Here is a 16,632-nt window from a genome sequence, read left to right on the forward strand (position 1 = left end):
CGGCTCTTGGGTAATCAGTTCCTTAAGAAAAGACCGGGAGAGGCAAGCCTCCCCCGGCACATTCCGATATTACTTGACGTCGACCTTGGCGCCGGCATCCTCAAGCTTCTTCTTGAGGTCTGCAGCTTCGCCCTTGGAGACGGCTTCCTTGACCGGCTTCGGAGCGCCTTCGACGAGGTCCTTGGCTTCCTTGAGGCCGAGACCGGTGATGGCGCGGACTTCCTTGATGACGTTGATCTTGTTGGCGCCAGCGTCAACGAGGATAACGTCGAATTCGGTCTTTTCTTCTTCAACAGCAGCAGCAGCAGCACCGCCGCCAGCAGCAGCGACAGCTACCGGAGCAGCAGCCGAAACGCCCCACTTCTCTTCGAGCAGCTTGGAAAGCTCAGCAGCTTCCAGAACGGTCAGCGAGGAGAGGTCTTCAACGATCTTTGCGAGATCAGCCATTTTCATATTTCCTTTTGTTCGGTTCGAACTGGTTTGTTTGATTTACAGCGAAAAACCGCCTTACGCGGCTTCGTCCTTCTTGGCGTAGGCTGCGAACACGCGGGCAAGCTGGCTTGCCGGTGCTGCAACGACCGTGGCGACGCGGGTAGCCGGGGCATTCAGCAGGCCCAGCAGCTTTGCGCGCAGCTCGTCCAGCGAAGGCAGGGTCGCAAGCGACTTGACTGCATCTGCGCTGAGCGTGGTCGCACCCATGGCACCGCCGAGGACAACGAGCTTGTCGTTGGTCTTGGCGAAATCCATGGCAACCTTCGGAGCGATCATCGGATCATTTGCGTATGCAATGAGCGTCTGACCCTGGAAGAGATCTGTCATCCCTTCCGCCTCCGTACCCTGAAGGGCGATCTTGGCCAGGCGGTTCTTCGCGACTTTGACGGTTCCGCCCGCAGCACGCATCTTCGTACGAAGATCGTTCATCTGCGCAACGGTGATACCGGCATAGCGGGCCACGACAACCGAACCGGAAGCCTTGAAGACTTCGTTCAGCTCCGTGACGAATTCGCGTTTTTCCGCTCTTTCCACTGCCTATCTCCAGTTGACGGGGCTACGATTATCGCAGTCCCCATCGGGTTTGCCTTTGCCGCCAGGGATCATCTGTCGAAGATCCCGAGCGACGCTCGAGGATCCTGTCCCCTCGCGCTCGACCTCTCGGCCGGGGCACAAGGCAAGGTAGGTTCGAACCGAACTCTTCCGCGCATCGCTGCGGGATCAAATCCAGGTCTTACCCGTCTCATGCAGGCAAAGTGATTAAGGAATAACCACCTGCAATCTCGGACAGGAGTTCCGGGTTGCCCCGGAAATTCCCGGCCAGACATGACCGGGAATCTTGCTTGGATCCGGCACGAGGCCGGACCGAAATTATGCGACCGTCAGCGTCGACGGGTCGATCTTGACGCCCGGGCCCATCGTCGAAGAGATGGCTACGCGCTTGACGTAGTTGCCCTTCGCGCCGGCCGGCTTCGCCTTGATGACGGCGTCAGCGAAGGCCTTGATGTTTTCTTCGAGCGCCTTGGCGTCGAAGGAGGCCTTGCCGATGCCGGCGTGGACGATACCAGCCTTCTCGACGCGGAACTCGACGGCGCCGCCCTTGGAAGCCTTGACGGCACCGGTGACGTCCATCGTGACCGTGCCGACCTTCGGGTTCGGCATCATGCCGCGCGGGCCGAGAACCTTACCGAGACGGCCGACGAGCGGCATCATGTCCGGAGTCGCGATGCAGCGATCGAAATCGATCTTGCCGCCCTGGACGATCTCCAGCAGGTCTTCGGCGCCGACGATGTCTGCGCCGGCAGCCTTGGCTTCATCAGCCTTGGCGCCGCGAGCGAAGACGGCGACGCGAACGTCACGGCCGGTGCCGTTCGGCAGGTTGACGACGCCGCGGACCATCTGGTCGGCGTGACGCGGGTCAACGCCGAGGTTCATGGCGACTTCGACGGTTTCGTCGAACTTGGCGACAGCCCGTTCCTTGACCATGCCGATGGCGAGGTCGAGAGCGTAGAGCTTGGTGGGATCAACACCTTCGTTGATCTTCTTGGTGCGCTTACCAGCCATTGTCTTAACCTACCACTTCCAGGCCCATGGCGCGGGCGGAGCCCTCGATCATGGCCATTGCGCCTTCGATGTCGGCAGCGTTGAGATCCTTCATCTTGGCTTCTGCGATCGTCTTGACCTGAGCCTTGGTGATGGAGCCAGCCTTCGTCTTGCCCGGAAGCTTGGAACCGGACGTGATCTTGGCTTCCTTCTTCAGGAAGTAGCTGACCGGCGGCTGCTTCATGACGAAGGTGAAGGACTTGTCCTGGTAGTAGGTGATGACGACCGGGATCGGCATACCCTTTTCCATTTCCTGCGTAGCCGCGTTGAACGACTTGCAGAATTCCATGATGTTAATGCCACGCTGACCAAGTGCCGGGCCGATCGGCGGGGACGGGTTTGCCGATCCTGCCTTGACCTGCAGCTTGAGCTGGCCTGCAACTTTCTTAGCCATTTCTCTCTGCCTTTCAGAATGCGGCCAGTTTCCCGGCCTCCTTGCCACGAACCTTACAAGGAACGCAGCGGCTGCGGTTGCGTGGTGCGGACGCTGGCGCCCGGCTTGAGGAGACGCCTGCCCTTCCACGCGATTTGCGGGTCACCCCGCAGCCGGCGCCAAACCAGGCGCCGGAACTCGTTGCGCGCCACAGGACCCGAAGCCCGGCGGCGCCGATAATCAGATTTTCTCGACCTGGCCGTATTCCAGCTCGACCGGGGTGGCGCGACCGAAGATCGACACCTCCACCTTGAGGCGCGAACGCTCCTCGTCGACATCCTGAACCGTTCCGTTGAACGAAGCGAACGGGCCATCGGAAACACGCACCTGCTCGCCAATCTCGAAGGAGATCGAAGGCTTCGGACGATCGACACCATCCTGGACCTGACCAAGGATGCGCTCCGCCTCATGGTCCGGAATCGGAACCGGCTTGTTGTCGGATCCGAGGAAGCCGGTCACCTTCGGCGTATTCTTGATGAGGTGATAGGCCTCATCCGTCAGGTTGGCGCGCACGAGCACATAGCCCGGAAAGAACTTCCGCTCGGCATCGACCTTGCGGCCGCGGCGCACTTCGACGACCTTTTCGGTCGGAACCAGGATCTTTTCAAAAAGATGCTCAAGCCCCTTCTGGCGAGCCTTCTCCTCGATCGATTCGGCAACCTTCTTCTCGAAATTCGAGTAGGCGTGGACGATATACCAACGCGAAGCCATATTCATCTCCACCCGATTCAGACGCTGGCGTTCAGGATCAGGCCGATCAGCCAACCCATCAGCTGATCCGCCGCAAAGAAAAAGATCGCAGCGAGAAAGACCATGACGAAAACCATCACGGTCGAGATCGTCGTCTCGCGCCGCGAAGGCCAAGTCACTTTAGACGCTTCGGAGCGGACCTGCTGCAGAAACGTTATCGGGTTCGTTTTGGATGCCATTGAATGCCCACGCCATTACGGCGCGTAAAGCTGAATAATCAGCCCCACGCACCGCGTGTCTGTTTTACCCTACATAAAGCGCGATTCTCGTTTTCACAAGAGGCAAACGCGCTTTTCGTGAAATTGGACCGTGAGGTCCCTTGCCTTCCAATGCCGCTGCACGTTTCCTGCGCTGACATTTTGAACGACAGGGCCGAAGGAACGCTCCTCCGACCGTCGGCTCCGGAGCCAGCTTGCTGCCGTTCGCCGACCCGCCTGCATGTAGCACGTCGATCCGGGCCGTTTCAAGAAGTTTCATTTCTGTTCTCAAATCGGTGAATTTGCAGACCATACCGGCTTGAAACCGCATCGACACGCGGTTTCTTGATCAATTCGCAGGCGGACGGGCGCCGAGAAATAGCAACACCCAGTTGAGGGAGCGGCCTCGGCCCCTCCCTCTCTCTGCTTCCTTTCGACCAGAGGCGCGCCGCGCGAGCCGCTAGGCTGCCTTAACCGTGATCTTCCTGTCCTGCTTCTGGCGATCGGGCGTCTTCGGCAACGTGATCTTCAGGACGCCGTTGGAGAAGCTTGCGTCTATCTTTTCGCTGTCGACACCGCGCGGCAGCTCAAGACTTCTCACAAATGAGCCGTAACGACGTTCGGAGAGATAGTAGCCCTTGTCCTTCTCTTCCTTCGCCTCGTTCTTTTCACCTTTGATGGTGAGAATTCCTTCCGCGAGCGTAACGTCGAGATCCTTGGCATCGACGCCGGGAAGCTCCGCAGAAAGCTCGAAGGCCTTGTCGGATTCGACCAGGTCTATTGCGGGAACTCCACGTGAGAACGTCACCGGCATCCTTCCGAACGCTCGGTCGAAGATCGAATTTCCTCCGAAATCCTGAAAGACGCGATCGATCTCCGAGCGCAGGCTTTCGAGAGGCCACCAGCGATCGATCGGCGCCGTCGCCTTTTCCCCGGCCTCTACTGGAAGTTTGGTTGCTGCGTCTGCCATTGCCATTCTCCTTCCATTTGAATGCCGTCTTTGAAAGGCGGCGACCAGATGATTCAACAACCGTCGGGGCGAGCGGTCTTTGATCCCCGTCAAAGCGGGACCTCCGGCAATTCGGCAAGCAAGGCGGTCTCAGTCGATCGTCACCGCGATACGGCCGCTCACCGACGTGACCGCGACGCCATAGAAGACATGCGGCGATTGATTGAGCATGGGCAACTCGTAAGGCTTCACCGAGCCGATTTCCCACCAGTCCGAATGCGTCTTCAGAAGCGACCAGGCGTGAAGTTCCTCGCTTTGCGATGCGTCGCTGCGGGGAAACTCCTCGAACAGGCCGTCGGCGACAACGCTCGTCCATCCGCCGGACCGAAGCTGTTCAGCATGAAGGCAGACCTTGTTGTTCGCGCGCATCCAGTCCAGCTTCTTGCCGGGCATCGAGAAGCTGTAGGCGACGCTTCCGGAGAAAGCAAAGTAGATGGCGGCGATATAAGGTCGGCCATCCCGGCAGCATGCAAGATGCCCAAAACGCGTGCTCTCCAGAAAATGATAGCATTCTGCGGGCCTCATCTCGGTGATCTTCACTGTCATGGTCCTGCCCTCCCATTTCGTGACAAACGATATTTCTGCAGCAGGAGACGACGCGTTGAGCGCACACGATGCAGATTCGCCTTCCAGATGAACCATGAACCGTGTTCACAGAAGGTCACTATGAATCCGCTATTCCATCCGTCGTGGTCGACAGTGTCTTTGCCGCGGAATTTGCGGCAATGGTATCACACTCCGGACGCGCGTTTTCAGTTCCCTCCCCTTGTCAGGCAGGGCGGCTAATGGCTCAGGAAAAGCGGTACGTTGGTCGTCTCGAGCATTGAGCGCGTCACGCCACCGAATACCCGTTCGCGAAGGCGGGAATGGCTGTAGGCGCCCATAACGACCAGGCCGGCGCCCACGTCCGTCGCGTGCTGCTTCAACACATCCGCAACGGCTTTGCCGCCGCTGGCCATTACGTCCACCGTGACCGCCGCCCCGTGGCGCGCGAGATTTGCCGCGATGTCAGCACCCGGATCCTCGCCACTGGACTTCTGGGTGGCGACGGGATCGACAAGCACAACCCTCACGTCCCTGGCATGTCGCAGAAGCGGTAGGGCCTGCTGGACCGCGCGTGCTGCCTCCATGCGGGAATCCCAGGCGACGAGAATTGTCTCCGGGCTCATGTCGAAAGCCCGCTCCGTCGGGTTGACGAGCATCGGAGCGATCGCCTGGAACAATGCTCCGTCCACGATCTTCCGGCAGAGCCGCTCGTCGCTCGCGGCCCCGCGGCCGACGAGCGTAAGATCGGCGTAGAGTGCCCGCCTGGCTATATCGTCCGCGGCCCAGGCGAACTCGCTGTACACGTCCTGAATATCGAATGACAGGCCTGAGGCAACCATCTGATCCTTCGCGCGAAGTGTCTGCCCTTCCAGCTTGGCAAGATCGCCTTGCCTCTCTTCGAGCCACGCCGGAGAAATTGCTTCTGCATACGCGCCGATCGGCGGCGGTGCTGCCATTGCGATGACCACGACCGACAAGTGAGCGCCGATGGCCTGTGCCATAACGATCGCATTCGCAAGATCCTCCCGGCTGTCGTTGACCCCGATTACGGACAGAATTGTTTTGTATCTCATGACAAGACCTCCCGATGACCGTTCTCAGAATACCGCGCCAGTCGTCTGGCGCCTTGACGCACGTCAAGGCGGCGAATGGTCGGCGTACATGGGCTCCTTCCGCGTCGGAAATCGCCTGGCCACGCGCACTAGGCCCTGTTGACAAAGTATGGCAGCCATATCTTTGCGGCGGCCAGGGCAAGGAATGCTGAGAAGGATGTTCGTGTCTTGTCGTATCGGGTCGCAACGCGACGGAATTGCTTGAGGCGATTGAACATCCGCTCGATGCGGTTTCTGTCCTTGTAAACCCGGAAGTCGCAGACAGGCGGGTTCTTCCGGTTGGCCTTCGGCGGAATGACTGGTCTGATCCCATGGATCAGGAGTTCCTCGCGCGGGAAATCACCATCGTAGCCCTTGTCAGCAAGGAACAGCCTCGGCTTGCCGACTGGTATCGCCAGCAGGTCCGGAACCGCGTTGTAGTCCGAAGCCTCCCCGCCTGTCAGGACGAAGCCAAGAGGGCGTCCCTGACCGTCTGCTCGGGCATGGATTTTCGTCGTAAAACCGCCGCGTGATCGACCAAAAGCCTCCTGATAAGTCCCCCTTTAGCGCCCGCAGCCTGCGAATGGCCGCGAACCGTGGTGCTGTCGATCATGTGCTGCCAGTCATCGGTCAGCCCCAGCTCAACGAGGGTCTCAAGCAGAGCGTCCCAAACGCCTTGTTCGGCCCAACGGCGGAAGCGCACATAGACCGAATTCCACTTTCCGTAGCGCTCATGCATGTCGCGCCAGGGGCAGCCGACCCGAAGAACATGCAACATGCCATTTAGATACTGCCGATTATCGTGCGCGGGCCGGGACTTCCTGCCGCGTTCGGTGGGCAAAAGCCCCTCGATGATCCGCCATTCCGTATCTGTCAGGTCGCCGCGAGCCAAAACCGCCTCCTAAAGTAGTTTTGAATCACGCTTCCGCTGATTTGGGAATCAGCTTGGGTAACAGGACCTGGGCCGGATTAACTCCGTCTTCAAGAAAATACCCTGTTGCGTACGGCCTCCCTCGCGATCGCACCAGAGTGAGAACGCTCCGATCTGGTCGGTAGCGGCCGCCAACGAGTCTACCACGCGCCGCTCCCAATCGATCTCAAACAGCCAGACGGAAATGCCGCTTGACAACCACAGGCTCATGCGAGACTGTACCGATCGGTAAACATATTACCGATCGGTACACTTTCATCAATTCAACAAGGAACTAGAGATGTCACGTCCCCCACTCCCCCCCTTCACCCGCGAAAGCGCCATCGAAAAGGTTCGGTTGGCCGAGGACGGCTGGAACACTAGAGACGCGGCGAAAGTTGCTCTGGCCTATACGCTCGACACCCGCTGGCGGAACCGCGTCGAGTTCGCGAGCAATCGCGAAGAAGCTCAGGCATTTCTGACACGTAAGTGGAACAAGGAGCACGAATACCGCCTCATAAAGGAGCTATGGGCTTTCACCAGTAACCGCATCGCGGTACGCTACGCGTATGAATATCGCGACGATGGTGGCCGCTGGTACCGCGCATACGGTAACGAGAATTGGGAATTCGCAGAGGACGGTCTGATGGCGCACAGACACGCGAGCATCAATGAAATGCCGATAGCTGAAAGCGATCGTCTGTTCCACTGGCCTCTTGGCCGTCGGCCGGATGATCACGCCAGCCTCAGCGATCTGGGCCTCTAATCATGGCCCGCATGGTCGCTGAAAGAGCCGACGCCATAGCCCCGTTGGCCGAAGTTTTCCGCGAACATGGCTACGAAGGCGCAAGCCTTGCCTTGATCGGCAAGGCTACCGGTCTCGGCAAGGGCAGCCTCTACCACTTCTTCCCGAACGGAAAAGAAGAGATGGTGCGGGCTGTTCTCGGCGAAATCGGCCAATGGTTCGAGGATGCCGTATATTCCCCGTTGCGTAACGAGAGCGATGTTAATGGTGCCATCCGTGCAATGCTCGCCTCGACGGACCAATATTTTCGGTCCGGCAGGCGCGTGTGCCTCGTCGGTGCCTTGGCGGTGGCCAATACGCGTGACCTCTTCGCGCAAGCCATCCGAGGTTATTTCGTAGCTTGGGTGGACGCATTGCAGTCAGCGCTTATTCGGCAGGGCCGTGAAGCCGATCAATCGCGCCTCCTCGCGGAAGAGGCAGTTCTCGCTATCCAAGGAGCAATTATTCTTTCTCGAGCAATGGACGATCCAGCCGTTTTCCAACGGGCTATCGACCAACTCCGGGGACGATTGGTGATCGAAAACGATACCTCTAACTACGAGGGCACAACCGACGTTTCACCGCAAAATGAAGGTCGGCTTGTCCAAGATTAGCGGAGATATCAACACAACGCGGAGCGGCAGGATTTCGGGCAATCTTGCCACTCCACGAGCGGTCAAAGGCCAGCGGCAGGAGTTTCGGCAAAGCGTCCGCAGGGAGACGGGACAAAACTTTGTCAACAGAGCCTAGAATAAGCGCATTTGCGCTAAACTCCGCTTCTGCAATTCGTTCCATCTTCCGAGGCACGGGGCGGATTGCGCCAAGGGAGATTGAGCGGATGAACCATACCTCCGCTGTTGCCGGTGCCCCGGGGAAGACCGCCCCCTCCTCCGAGGCGCGGTTGCGCCCAGCTTCAAGCCGGCGGGCGAGCAGCTATCTCAATCTCTTTGCGGCGGGACTGATCCTGCCAATCCTTCTCTTCGCCTGCGTCCTTGCCTGGTATTACGTGAATTCGGAACGGCAAGGAACGATCGATCGCGCCCGGGCCTCATCCCGGGAGATGGCGACCGCGGTCGACCAGTTGCTTTCAGGGTCGCTCCTGATGCTGCGGCAACTGGCTACGTCGACTGCTATTCGTCGAGGAAACATCGCTGATTTCCGCGAGGACCTTTCACACGCAGCCGGGCTGCTGGGGCATGACGTTGTCGTCATCGTTCCAGGGCAGACGCGACCGGTGATGAGCGCGACGGCGCCGGGGACCTCCTTGCTGGCGGAGCTCGACCGCGGCAGCCAAGCCTATGCGATGCAGGCCGCCACCTCCCGGTCGCCGGTCATCAGCAACCTGATCAGGCGTGACGGCTCAGACGTCGTTGCACTTTATGTTCCGGTCCTGCGCGGTGATGAAACAGTCTACGTGCTGTCGACCGACCTGCCAGCATCACAGTTTCTTGCCACTTTATCCCAGATGGAACTCGAGCGGGGATGGCTTGCGGAACTTGCCGATGGCACGGGACGCCTGATCGCCCGCACACAACAGCACGCAAAGTTCGTGGGCCATCAGGCCCCTTCCGAATGGCAGTCGCAGGCAAAAGACGCCGACGGCGTTTGGATCGGGACGAACACCGAGGGGACTGATGTGGCAGCCGCCTATGTGCGTCTCGCCGACAGGGATTGGACCACGGTCGTCACCGTCCCCCTGTCGATCCTGAATGCGCCCGTTTGGCGGGCATTGTCTGTGATACTGGCGATCGGCGGCCTGTTGACCGCCTGCGCGATCGCATTTGCGTCCTGGATGGGATCGCGGCTTTCAGGCGCCCTCTCCACCCTCCAGGGCGCAGCGGAGCAACTGGCGGGCAATGGGGAAGTTCCGCCAATGCGAACGTCGGTGGAAGAGATCAACCAGGTGGGAGCGGCCATTTCGCTCGCCGCAGGCGCGGCGCTTCGTCGTGAAGCGCATCTGAGCTCCATCCTCGAAACCGTCCCGAGCGCGATGGTGGTGATCGACAGCCACGGCACCATCCGCTCCTTCAGCGCTACGGCGGAGCGGCTCTTCGGCTACAAGGCGGATGAGGTCGCGGGAAGCAACGTGCGGATCCTCATGCCGGAACCGGATCACAGCGCGCATGACGGCTACATCGAACACTATCTCCGCACGGGCGAACGACGCATCATGGGCAGGAGCCGTATCGTGACCGGTCTGAAGAAGGACGGCACGCAGTTTCCGCTGGAACTCCATGTCGGCGAAGCGGAAGTGGGAGGCGAGAAGGTCTTCACCGGCTTCATGCAGGATCAAACGGAGAAACGGCGGATCGAGCAGGAACTGCGGCAAACCCAGAAGATCGAAGCGATCGGCAAGCTGACAGGTGGCGTTGCCCACGACTTCAACAACCTCCTGACCGTCATCACCGGCAATCTGGAAATGCTGGACGCTAAACTGGACGGTCGCCACAGGCAATTGATCGCAGACGCCCAGGAGGCATGCAACCTTGCTGCGCGATTGACAGCGAGCCTGCTGGCATTCGGCCGTCAGATGCCGCTCGATCCAGTCCTTTCGGATCTCGGCCGGATCGTAACCGCGACGGCGGAAATGCTGGGCCGTACGCTCGGCGAGACCATCGAGATCAAGACCGCCATAAAGTCAGGCTGCCGAACGGTGGTGGACGCTCCGCAGCTTCAGAACGCCCTGCTGAATCTTGGCATCAATGCGCGAGACGCCATGCCCAAGGGCGGCAAGCTCGTGATCGAAGTGTCGCATGCCGAACTCGATGCGGACTATGCGGCGATCTACCCCGAGGTCCGTCCGGGCCGCTACGTCCTGATCACTGTGAGCGATACCGGCATCGGCATGTCGCCCGAAACGATCGAGAAAGCGTTCGAGCCGTTCTATACGACCAAGCCGCAGGGGACAGGAACCGGACTTGGCCTCAGCTCCGTGTACGGTTTCGTCAAACAGTCCGGCGGACATGTCGCCATCTACAGCGAAGAGCGCCGCGGGACGACGGTCCGGATCTACCTCCCTGCCGCCTCTGATACGATGAGCGAAAAGAAGGAAGGCGTAGAGCGGAACAAGGCCCCACTGCCGACGGGAAGGGGCGAGCGGATTCTCGTGGTCGAGGACGACGACCGGGTTCGCCATGTCGCCATGGCCAGGTTGACATCTCTCGGCTATAGCGTGATTGAGGCCGCAAACGGACGGATGGCTCTCGAACTTCTGGAACAGGAAAGTGGCGTCGATCTGCTTTTCACCGACATTGTCATGCCCGGCATGTCGGGTGCCGAGCTTGTTCTGGTGGTGCGTCGACGCTGGCCTCTGCTTCCCGTGCTGTTCACCTCGGGCTACGCTGAACCCGATGCCCGCAGGAATGTCGGCATCGGACGCGAGGAGTGGCTGACGAAGCCCTACTCGACGGCCGACCTTGCCAGCCGTCTCGATATGATTTTCAGAAGATGAGGCGTCCCAGACACGCCTTTCGAGGGAGCCTCCCCGGCGCCGTCGCTCTCAGTGCGGCCCTCCCGCGGCTTTCTTTCATTGCAGAACACGAAGCGCCTCACCTTGGTGGTCGTCATACTCATTGGCCTCATTGGCGTGCCGGGCCAGCGAGGACCTGCTCACGACCTTGAACTGATGCCTCGCGGCAGGCAGGATGATGCCTTTGAGAACAAGTTTCGTAAGCGTGCGGGAAACTGTTTCGATTGTCATGCCCAAATAGTCAGCTATGTCCGATCTTATCATCGGAAGGCTGACGAGACCCGGAGTGTCGTCGCTGTCGAGACGGTCAAGGAGGAACGTGCAGACCCGCTCCTCGGCATTCTTTTGCGAAAGCAGAAGCATGTGGTCCTGCGATGCGGTAATCTCATCGCGGAGATGCGAGAGCATTTGGGAGCGATGTTCGGGCGCCAGTTGCAGTTCCTCCTCGAACATCCGCTTGCTCATTCTTCTGAAGGCCACCCGATCGATCGCCTCCGCGCCGAACATATAGCGGCTGCGAAAAGACAAGCCGATCAGATCGCCGGCACGGAGAAAGCCGATGATGAACCGATGGCCATCTGCCAGAAAACGGCAAATGCGCACGTTGCCGCTGACCAGATGGAAGACATGGCACGCCGGGTCGCCCTCGAAGAAGAGCGCGGCTCCTGCTTCGGCAATCTCGCTTGGCTGACGAAGAAACAGCGCGCGAAGCCCATTCTCGTCGCAAGGATAGGCCTCAGAAACTGCGCGAAGATTTCCGATCGCTGACATTCCGCATTCTCCCCTACTTTCGATGAGTGCAGTTGATGAAAGACGAGTGGCAACAGAATGCGTGCGGCGTTAAATTTGGTGCAAATGCGTGACAGTTTGTGACAACCGCGGATGAAGCCATGGCTGGACCCCGGACATGTACGCGCATCCTCGTCGTGGACGACGACGTCCTCATTCGACGGATGTTGAAGCAGTACTTTTCCGACGAGGGTTTCGAGGTCGTCGGGGCCGCAAACGGACGTGAGATGCGGTCGGCGATGGCGACGCGCACCTTCGACGTCGTCCTGCTCGATCTTGTCCTGCCGGGCGAGGCCACCGGGCTCGATCTTGCGCGCGAAATCCGTGCAATTTCGGACGTGCCTCTGGTCATGCTCACGGGCAAGGACGACGTGCTGGACCGGGTAATCGGCCTCGAGGTCGGCGCCGACGACTACATCTGCAAACCGTTTCATCTTCGTGAGGTTCACGCGCGGCTGAAGGCGATCCTGCGACGCAGGCGAGCCGACACTTCGGCGGCTGCAGAAAGCTCCGGGGTGACGATGTTCGAAGGCTGGCGACTCGACCTTGAGCGGCGACGGCTCTGGAACCCGCTGGGTAATGAAGTGGAGCTTTCGACGGGCGAGTTCGACATGCTCCATGTCTTCGTCACCCATCCGGGGCGGGTCCTTACGCGCGACATGCTCATGGATTTGACGCGCAACCGCAGTCGCGAAGGCTTCGATCGAACAATCGACACGCAGATCGTTCGCCTGCGACGAAAGATCGAGAGCGATCCGAAGAAGCCGATCCTGATAAAATCGGTACGCGGCGTCGGCTATGTCTTCACAGCAAAGCCGGCGGCGCCTTCGAATGGACCCGATAGATGAGCCCGTGATCCCACCGAGTGAAGGTAGCTTCGTCCTGCATGTAGGCCAATGCCTTTGGGATGGCGCTCCACACGCGGATGTAATTGCAGCGAGACGCCCTGTTCCGAAGCCATTCGAAGGCTTGCTCGGCAATTCCTGCGTCATCCACGACGCTTGCTGCGATAAAAATGGGAACGTCCATCAGGTCTCCGGCGACCGGATGCTTCCGCATGCGGTATACTGCAAGACCCCGGACGTATCCTTGCCGATCCTGCGCCACGACGCAGGTCCATCTGCTTCCGGGGGCTGCAAGCGCGTCCCAATCCTCAACCGGAAAGGAAGGCTCGACCGCATGCAGCAAGGCAAATGCCGAAAGCGCCTTTTGCTGCGCGAGAGCTTCAATGCGATAGTCGGGTTTCATCATGAAACTCCCCTTTGTATTGGGGAACAGCTTCGACCGATCTCGCCGCAACGGCTTTGTTCCAGATCAAAGCGGGCCGCCTTGCTTGCTGCAAAGATCGCCAGCTTGCGAACCGCCAGTTCACCGCGGGGGCTTCAATGTCAGTATCTGCCAATCGGCGCCTGGCCAGTGACGGTAACCCGGACGAGCGCGGATACACCGACTTGCAGAAGAATTCCCGTCAAGCGGTCCTTTTTCCGGTGCTGCTCACGGGGCTCGTCGTCGCGGGCAGCGCTTATATGCTCGGCTTCGACCGTACTTCCGTAAACGTGCTGGCGTTTTGTACAGCCCTGGCACTGGCGTCTCTGGCAATCGATGTCGCACGGAAGCTTGCCCAGAAAGAACTCGGGCTGGATTTCATTGCCGCACTTGCCATGGCATCGGGTCTTTTGCTGGGTGAGTATCTGGCCAGTGCGATCGTCGCAGTCATGTATGCCGGCGGCCAATTTCTCGAGAGGCACGCGCAGAGGCAAGCCGGAGCGGGAATGTCCGCCCTGCTCGCCAAAGTGCCGCACACCGCATTCAAAATTGCCGAGAACGGCGTCCGCGAAGTACAGGTTTCCGACATCGCCGTGGGCGATATCCTGCTGATCCGAAAAGGCGACATTCTTCCCGCCGATGGCATCCTCAACAGCGATCTGGCAATCGTGAGCCAGGCGCTCCTGACGGGAGAGGCCCTGCCGCTTCGCAAGAACCGCGGCTCGCTGCTGATGAGCGGTGCGGTGAACTTTGGCGAAGCCTTCGAACTTCGTGTGGCCAGAACACCGCAAGACAGCGCCTATGCCGGTATCGTGAACCTCGTGGAGGCCGCCCGGCGTTCAAAGGCAAGGATGACGCGATTGGCGGACCGCTACGCGCTCGCGTTTCTTCTTCTGACCATCGTGGTCGCCGGAGCCTCAGCGATCGCTTTCCAGGATATCCGTCGTGTCGTCGCCGTCCTGGTGGTTGCAACCCCCTGCCCCCTGATCCTGGCCGTACCGGTCGCCCTGGTCGCAGGGACTTCCAAAGCGGCGCGCGCAGGCGTGCTTGTCAAGGGCGCTGCGGCCCTGGAAGCGCTGGCGGGGATATCGATCGTCGTCTTCGACAAGACTGGTACGCTGACGACGGGCGAGCCGGTCGTCAGCAACATCGAGGGCGAGGCAAGCGCGGACGAAATCCTGCGGCTGGCGGCTTCGCTCGACCAGGCATCGGGACACATCGTAGCCCACGCACTCGCCGCGGAAGCACACAAGCGAGGCCTTCGGCTCAGTCGACCGACACAGGTGAGCGAGATGCCGGGCGCCGGCATTCGCGGGCTGGTGGACGGTGTCGCCGTCAGCCTCGGTGGCGACAGCTACTTCGGGCTCGGTGGCAGCGAGGAACCGCCGGCTTTAGAGGAAACTTCAAAGATAAAAGTCCGGGTATATGTCGATCGGGCCGCCTTCGGCGTCATCACTCTGGAGGACAGGCTGCGAGACGAGATCACCTCGACGATCCATTCATTGCGCGCGATTGGCATCAGCCGTCTGATCCTTGCATCGGGGGACAACTGGACGGCTGCAAAATCGATCGCTGAAAAGCTGGGCTTCGATGAAGTCAGGGCACAATTGACGCCGGCCGGCAAAGTGGATGTGCTCAAAGAACAACGAACCCGTGGTCGCGTTCTGATGGTCGGCGACGGCGTAAACGACGCCCCGGCTCTTGCGGTCGCGGACGTGGGAATGGCAGTCGGTTCGTCCAACCTTGCCGCCGCTGCCGAAGCGGCAGACGTCGTGCTGGTTCGGGACGATCTTCGTTGTGTCGTGGCTGCAATCGAAATCGCGCGCCGCTCCCGCTCGATCGCGCTGCAAAGCGCCTTTGCCGGCATGGCGCTCTCGGTGGCGGCCATGGCGGTTGCCGGCCTGGGCTTTCTGCCGCCCGTCGCCGGCGCGCTTCTGCAGGAGCTGATCGATGTCGTCGTCGTGCTAAATGCGCTTCGCGCCCGACTCTAAGGCAGGTTGCGACCCGCCAGATTGGGACATGAGGTGATGAAAGGTTCATGGAATGAATGGCAGGGGCAGAGGGGCTCGAACCCCCGACCTGCGGTTTTGGAGACCGCCGCTCTACCAACTGAGCTATACCCCTTCACACCTCTTGCGGGCATTCGGCTATCGGCCGCGACGCACTGCAAAAGGCATGGCGCTCCCTTTAGGACGGGACGAAACGATTGGCAAGTGCGATTTTTGACTTTTCCAGCGCGGCACCTGTATCCGGGACGGACTGTGCGGGAAAGCCGAAAGACCTGTGCCCGTCGAGCGTTACGAGCGCTCAAGCACGCTGTATTGAAAGGCCTGCACGGAACCCCACGGCGTCGTGTGGAGACATCTGCGTTCATCGATAAGACGGAACGGCGCCCCGATAGCATCGGCAAGCGCCGCCGGTTCGTAGCGCACCACCGGCAGACCGCTGCATCGTTCCGGCCCATCCGGGGCAAAGGTCGCGATGATCGCGTGGCCGCCGGGCCTCAGCGCCATACGAAGGCGTTCGACATAGGCGTCCCGCTTCCCGGATTCGGTCAGAAAATGAAAGGCGGCACGATCGTGCCAGAGGTCGAAACGCCGCGTCGGCTGCCACTGGGTCACGTCGGCGACAACCCATTCCACCTTCTCGGCATTGGCTCCGAGGCGGCGGCGCGAAGCCTCCAGCGCCGCAGCCGACAGGTCGAGAACGGTGACAGCCGCGAAGCCGTCTTCGAGCAGGCTATCCACAAGGTGCGACGCGCCGCCGCCGATATCGACCACAGAGGCGGAGGCCGGCACGGCAAGGCGGCGTATCAGATCGAGAGAAGTCGTCGGGATCGGCTCGAACCAGCTGACGCCCGCATCACCCTTCGACACATAGACGTCATTCCAGTGCGCCTGCCCGTTCTCACCGGTCGTCGTCATCCAACCATGCTCCCCTTGGCTTTACTGCATTCTCGCACCCGCAGATGACAGAAGGCCAATGAAATGGGCTCCGCAAACGAAAAAGCCTCGCGGTTTCCCGCGAGGCTTCCAACTCTCATTGAGCGGTAAACGCCCGGTCGATTACTCGACGATCGAGGCGACGATGCCGGCGCCGCGTGCAGATCGCGCTTGCGCGCCATCCGCACCACTTATCAGCCGTCGGCAGCTTTCGGCCCGTCGCCTTCGTCGATTACTCGACGATCGAGGCGACGATGCCGGCGCCGACGGTGCGGCCGCCTTCGCGGATCGCGAAGCGCAGCTTTTCTTCCATCGCGATCGGAACGATCAGCTCGACGTCAACCGTGACGTT

Annotated in this window: 17 protein-coding genes, 1 tRNA gene and 1 pseudogene; 5 read left to right on the forward strand and 14 right to left on the reverse strand. The window is 60.2% G+C overall.

Translation table 11 applies throughout. From position 1 onward, the window contains the following. Nucleotides 1-69: 69 nt before the first annotated feature. From rplL to HV823_RS25790, 10 genes and pseudogenes are all read right to left on the reverse strand, one after another. On the reverse strand, nt 70-447 hold the full coding sequence (rplL, locus tag HV823_RS25745; RefSeq protein WP_176952533.1) for a 50S ribosomal protein L7/L12: 378 nt from the start codon (nt 445-447) through the stop codon (nt 70-72). A 60-nt stretch (nt 448-507) separates the two neighbouring features. Further along, nucleotides 508-1,026: a 50S ribosomal protein L10 gene (gene rplJ / locus HV823_RS25750; protein WP_176952534.1), complete on the reverse strand. Its 519-nt coding sequence runs from the start codon at nt 1,024-1,026 to the stop codon at nt 508-510. 336 nt (nt 1,027-1,362) lie between these two features. After that, on the reverse strand, nt 1,363-2,055 hold the full coding sequence (gene rplA / locus HV823_RS25755; RefSeq protein ID WP_176952535.1) for a 50S ribosomal protein L1: 693 nt from the start codon (nt 2,053-2,055) through the stop codon (nt 1,363-1,365). 4 nt (nt 2,056-2,059) lie between these two features. Then, nucleotides 2,060-2,488, reverse strand: coding sequence for a 50S ribosomal protein L11 (gene rplK, locus HV823_RS25760; RefSeq protein ID WP_176952536.1), 429 nt, complete (start codon nt 2,486-2,488; stop codon nt 2,060-2,062). 219 nt (nt 2,489-2,707) lie between these two features. Then, nucleotides 2,708-3,238: a transcription termination/antitermination protein NusG gene (gene nusG / locus HV823_RS25765; RefSeq protein WP_097143229.1), complete on the reverse strand. Its 531-nt coding sequence runs from the start codon at nt 3,236-3,238 to the stop codon at nt 2,708-2,710. 17 nt (nt 3,239-3,255) lie between these two features. After that, on the reverse strand, nt 3,256-3,456 hold the full coding sequence (secE, locus tag HV823_RS25770; protein WP_097143228.1) for a preprotein translocase subunit SecE: 201 nt from the start codon (nt 3,454-3,456) through the stop codon (nt 3,256-3,258). Nucleotides 3,457-3,934: 478 nt separating this feature from the next. Next, complete coding sequence (locus HV823_RS25775; RefSeq protein WP_176952537.1) at nt 3,935-4,444, reverse strand: Hsp20/alpha crystallin family protein; 510 nt, start codon at nt 4,442-4,444, stop codon at nt 3,935-3,937. A gap of 129 nt (nt 4,445-4,573) precedes the next feature. Then, nucleotides 4,574-5,029, reverse strand: a complete 456-nt coding sequence (locus tag HV823_RS25780) for a pyridoxamine 5'-phosphate oxidase family protein (RefSeq protein WP_176952544.1) — start codon at nt 5,027-5,029, stop codon at nt 4,574-4,576. 236 nt (nt 5,030-5,265) lie between these two features. Further along, on the reverse strand, nt 5,266-6,102 hold the full coding sequence (locus tag HV823_RS25785) for a universal stress protein (protein ID WP_176952538.1): 837 nt from the start codon (nt 6,100-6,102) through the stop codon (nt 5,266-5,268). Nucleotides 6,103-6,230: 128 nt separating this feature from the next. Beyond that, nucleotides 6,231-7,012, reverse strand: a pseudogene (locus HV823_RS25790) (IS5 family transposase). A 319-nt stretch (nt 7,013-7,331) separates the two neighbouring features. Here HV823_RS25790 and HV823_RS25795 point away from each other — a divergent pair. The 3 genes from HV823_RS25795 to HV823_RS26930 all read left to right on the forward strand — a co-directional run bounded on the left by HV823_RS25795 (nt 7,332) and on the right by HV823_RS26930 (nt 11,265). Beyond that, nucleotides 7,332-7,796, forward strand: a complete 465-nt coding sequence (locus HV823_RS25795; protein ID WP_100771327.1) for a nuclear transport factor 2 family protein — start codon at nt 7,332-7,334, stop codon at nt 7,794-7,796. Nucleotides 7,797-7,798: 2 nt separating this feature from the next. Beyond that, complete coding sequence (locus tag HV823_RS25800; RefSeq protein ID WP_176952539.1) at nt 7,799-8,428, forward strand: TetR/AcrR family transcriptional regulator; 630 nt, start codon at nt 7,799-7,801, stop codon at nt 8,426-8,428. A 224-nt stretch (nt 8,429-8,652) separates the two neighbouring features. After that, on the forward strand, nt 8,653-11,265 hold the full coding sequence (locus HV823_RS26930; protein ID WP_246302002.1) for a PAS domain S-box protein: 2,613 nt from the start codon (nt 8,653-8,655) through the stop codon (nt 11,263-11,265). A 75-nt stretch (nt 11,266-11,340) separates the two neighbouring features. Here HV823_RS26930 and HV823_RS25810 read toward each other — a convergent pair whose 3' ends face one another. Beyond that, a complete protein-coding gene (locus tag HV823_RS25810) occupies nt 11,341-12,054 on the reverse strand; it encodes a helix-turn-helix domain-containing protein (RefSeq protein WP_176952540.1) in 714 nt (237 codons plus the stop codon). A gap of 119 nt (nt 12,055-12,173) precedes the next feature. On the opposite strand from HV823_RS25810, the gene HV823_RS25815 reads away from it, so the two are divergent. Continuing rightward, nucleotides 12,174-12,920: a response regulator gene (locus tag HV823_RS25815; protein WP_176952541.1), complete on the forward strand. Its 747-nt coding sequence runs from the start codon at nt 12,174-12,176 to the stop codon at nt 12,918-12,920. 537 nt (nt 12,921-13,457) lie between these two features. Then, nucleotides 13,458-15,329 carry a heavy metal translocating P-type ATPase gene (locus HV823_RS25820; protein ID WP_176952542.1) on the forward strand — a complete coding sequence of 624 codons (1,872 nt, stop codon included), beginning with the start codon at nt 13,458-13,460 and terminating at the stop codon, nt 15,327-15,329. A gap of 57 nt (nt 15,330-15,386) precedes the next feature. Here the strand turns inward: HV823_RS25820 and HV823_RS25825 are convergent. The 3 genes from HV823_RS25825 to HV823_RS25835 all read right to left on the reverse strand — a co-directional run. Then, nucleotides 15,387-15,462 (reverse strand) — tRNA-Trp (locus HV823_RS25825). A 173-nt stretch (nt 15,463-15,635) separates the two neighbouring features. Next, nucleotides 15,636-16,262: a class I SAM-dependent methyltransferase gene (locus tag HV823_RS25830; protein WP_176952543.1), complete on the reverse strand. Its 627-nt coding sequence runs from the start codon at nt 16,260-16,262 to the stop codon at nt 15,636-15,638. Nucleotides 16,263-16,512: 250 nt separating this feature from the next. Further along, on the reverse strand, nt 16,513-16,632 hold a 120-nt coding region (locus tag HV823_RS25835; RefSeq protein WP_149343352.1), incomplete at its 5' end, for an EF-Tu C-terminal domain-related protein.

Origin of the sequence: Mycoplana rhizolycopersici, from assembly GCF_013378445.1 — a bacterium.
Taxonomy (GTDB): domain Bacteria; phylum Pseudomonadota; class Alphaproteobacteria; order Rhizobiales; family Rhizobiaceae; genus Mycoplana; species Mycoplana rhizolycopersici.

Excerpts from the sequence above, each read along its gene's own strand:
- rplL (WP_176952533.1), bottom strand. The coding sequence starts at position 447 with ATGGCTGATCTCGCAAAGATCGTTGAAGACCTCTCCTCGCTGACCGTT.
- rplA (WP_176952535.1), bottom strand. The coding sequence starts at position 2,055 with ATGGCTGGTAAGCGCACCAAGAAGATCAACGAAGGTGTTGATCCCACC.
- rplK (WP_176952536.1), bottom strand. The coding sequence starts at position 2,488 with ATGGCTAAGAAAGTTGCAGGCCAGCTCAAGCTGCAGGTCAAGGCAGGA.
- nusG (WP_097143229.1), bottom strand. The coding sequence starts at position 3,238 with ATGGCTTCGCGTTGGTATATCGTCCACGCCTACTCGAATTTCGAGAAG.
- secE (WP_097143228.1), bottom strand. The coding sequence starts at position 3,456 with ATGGCATCCAAAACGAACCCGATAACGTTTCTGCAGCAGGTCCGCTCC.
- HV823_RS25775 (WP_176952537.1), bottom strand. The coding sequence starts at position 4,444 with ATGGCAGACGCAGCAACCAAACTTCCAGTAGAGGCCGGGGAAAAGGCG.
- HV823_RS25780 (WP_176952544.1), bottom strand. The coding sequence starts at position 5,029 with ATGACAGTGAAGATCACCGAGATGAGGCCCGCAGAATGCTATCATTTT.
- HV823_RS25785 (WP_176952538.1), bottom strand. The coding sequence starts at position 6,102 with ATGAGATACAAAACAATTCTGTCCGTAATCGGGGTCAACGACAGCCGG.
- HV823_RS25795 (WP_100771327.1), top strand. The coding sequence starts at position 7,332 with ATGTCACGTCCCCCACTCCCCCCCTTCACCCGCGAAAGCGCCATCGAA.
- HV823_RS25800 (WP_176952539.1), top strand. The coding sequence starts at position 7,799 with ATGGCCCGCATGGTCGCTGAAAGAGCCGACGCCATAGCCCCGTTGGCC.
- HV823_RS26930 (WP_246302002.1), top strand. The coding sequence starts at position 8,653 with ATGAACCATACCTCCGCTGTTGCCGGTGCCCCGGGGAAGACCGCCCCC.
- HV823_RS25810 (WP_176952540.1), bottom strand. The coding sequence starts at position 12,054 with ATGTCAGCGATCGGAAATCTTCGCGCAGTTTCTGAGGCCTATCCTTGC.
- HV823_RS25815 (WP_176952541.1), top strand. The coding sequence starts at position 12,174 with ATGGCTGGACCCCGGACATGTACGCGCATCCTCGTCGTGGACGACGAC.
- HV823_RS25820 (WP_176952542.1), top strand. The coding sequence starts at position 13,458 with ATGTCAGTATCTGCCAATCGGCGCCTGGCCAGTGACGGTAACCCGGAC.
- HV823_RS25830 (WP_176952543.1), bottom strand. The coding sequence starts at position 16,262 with ATGACGACGACCGGTGAGAACGGGCAGGCGCACTGGAATGACGTCTAT.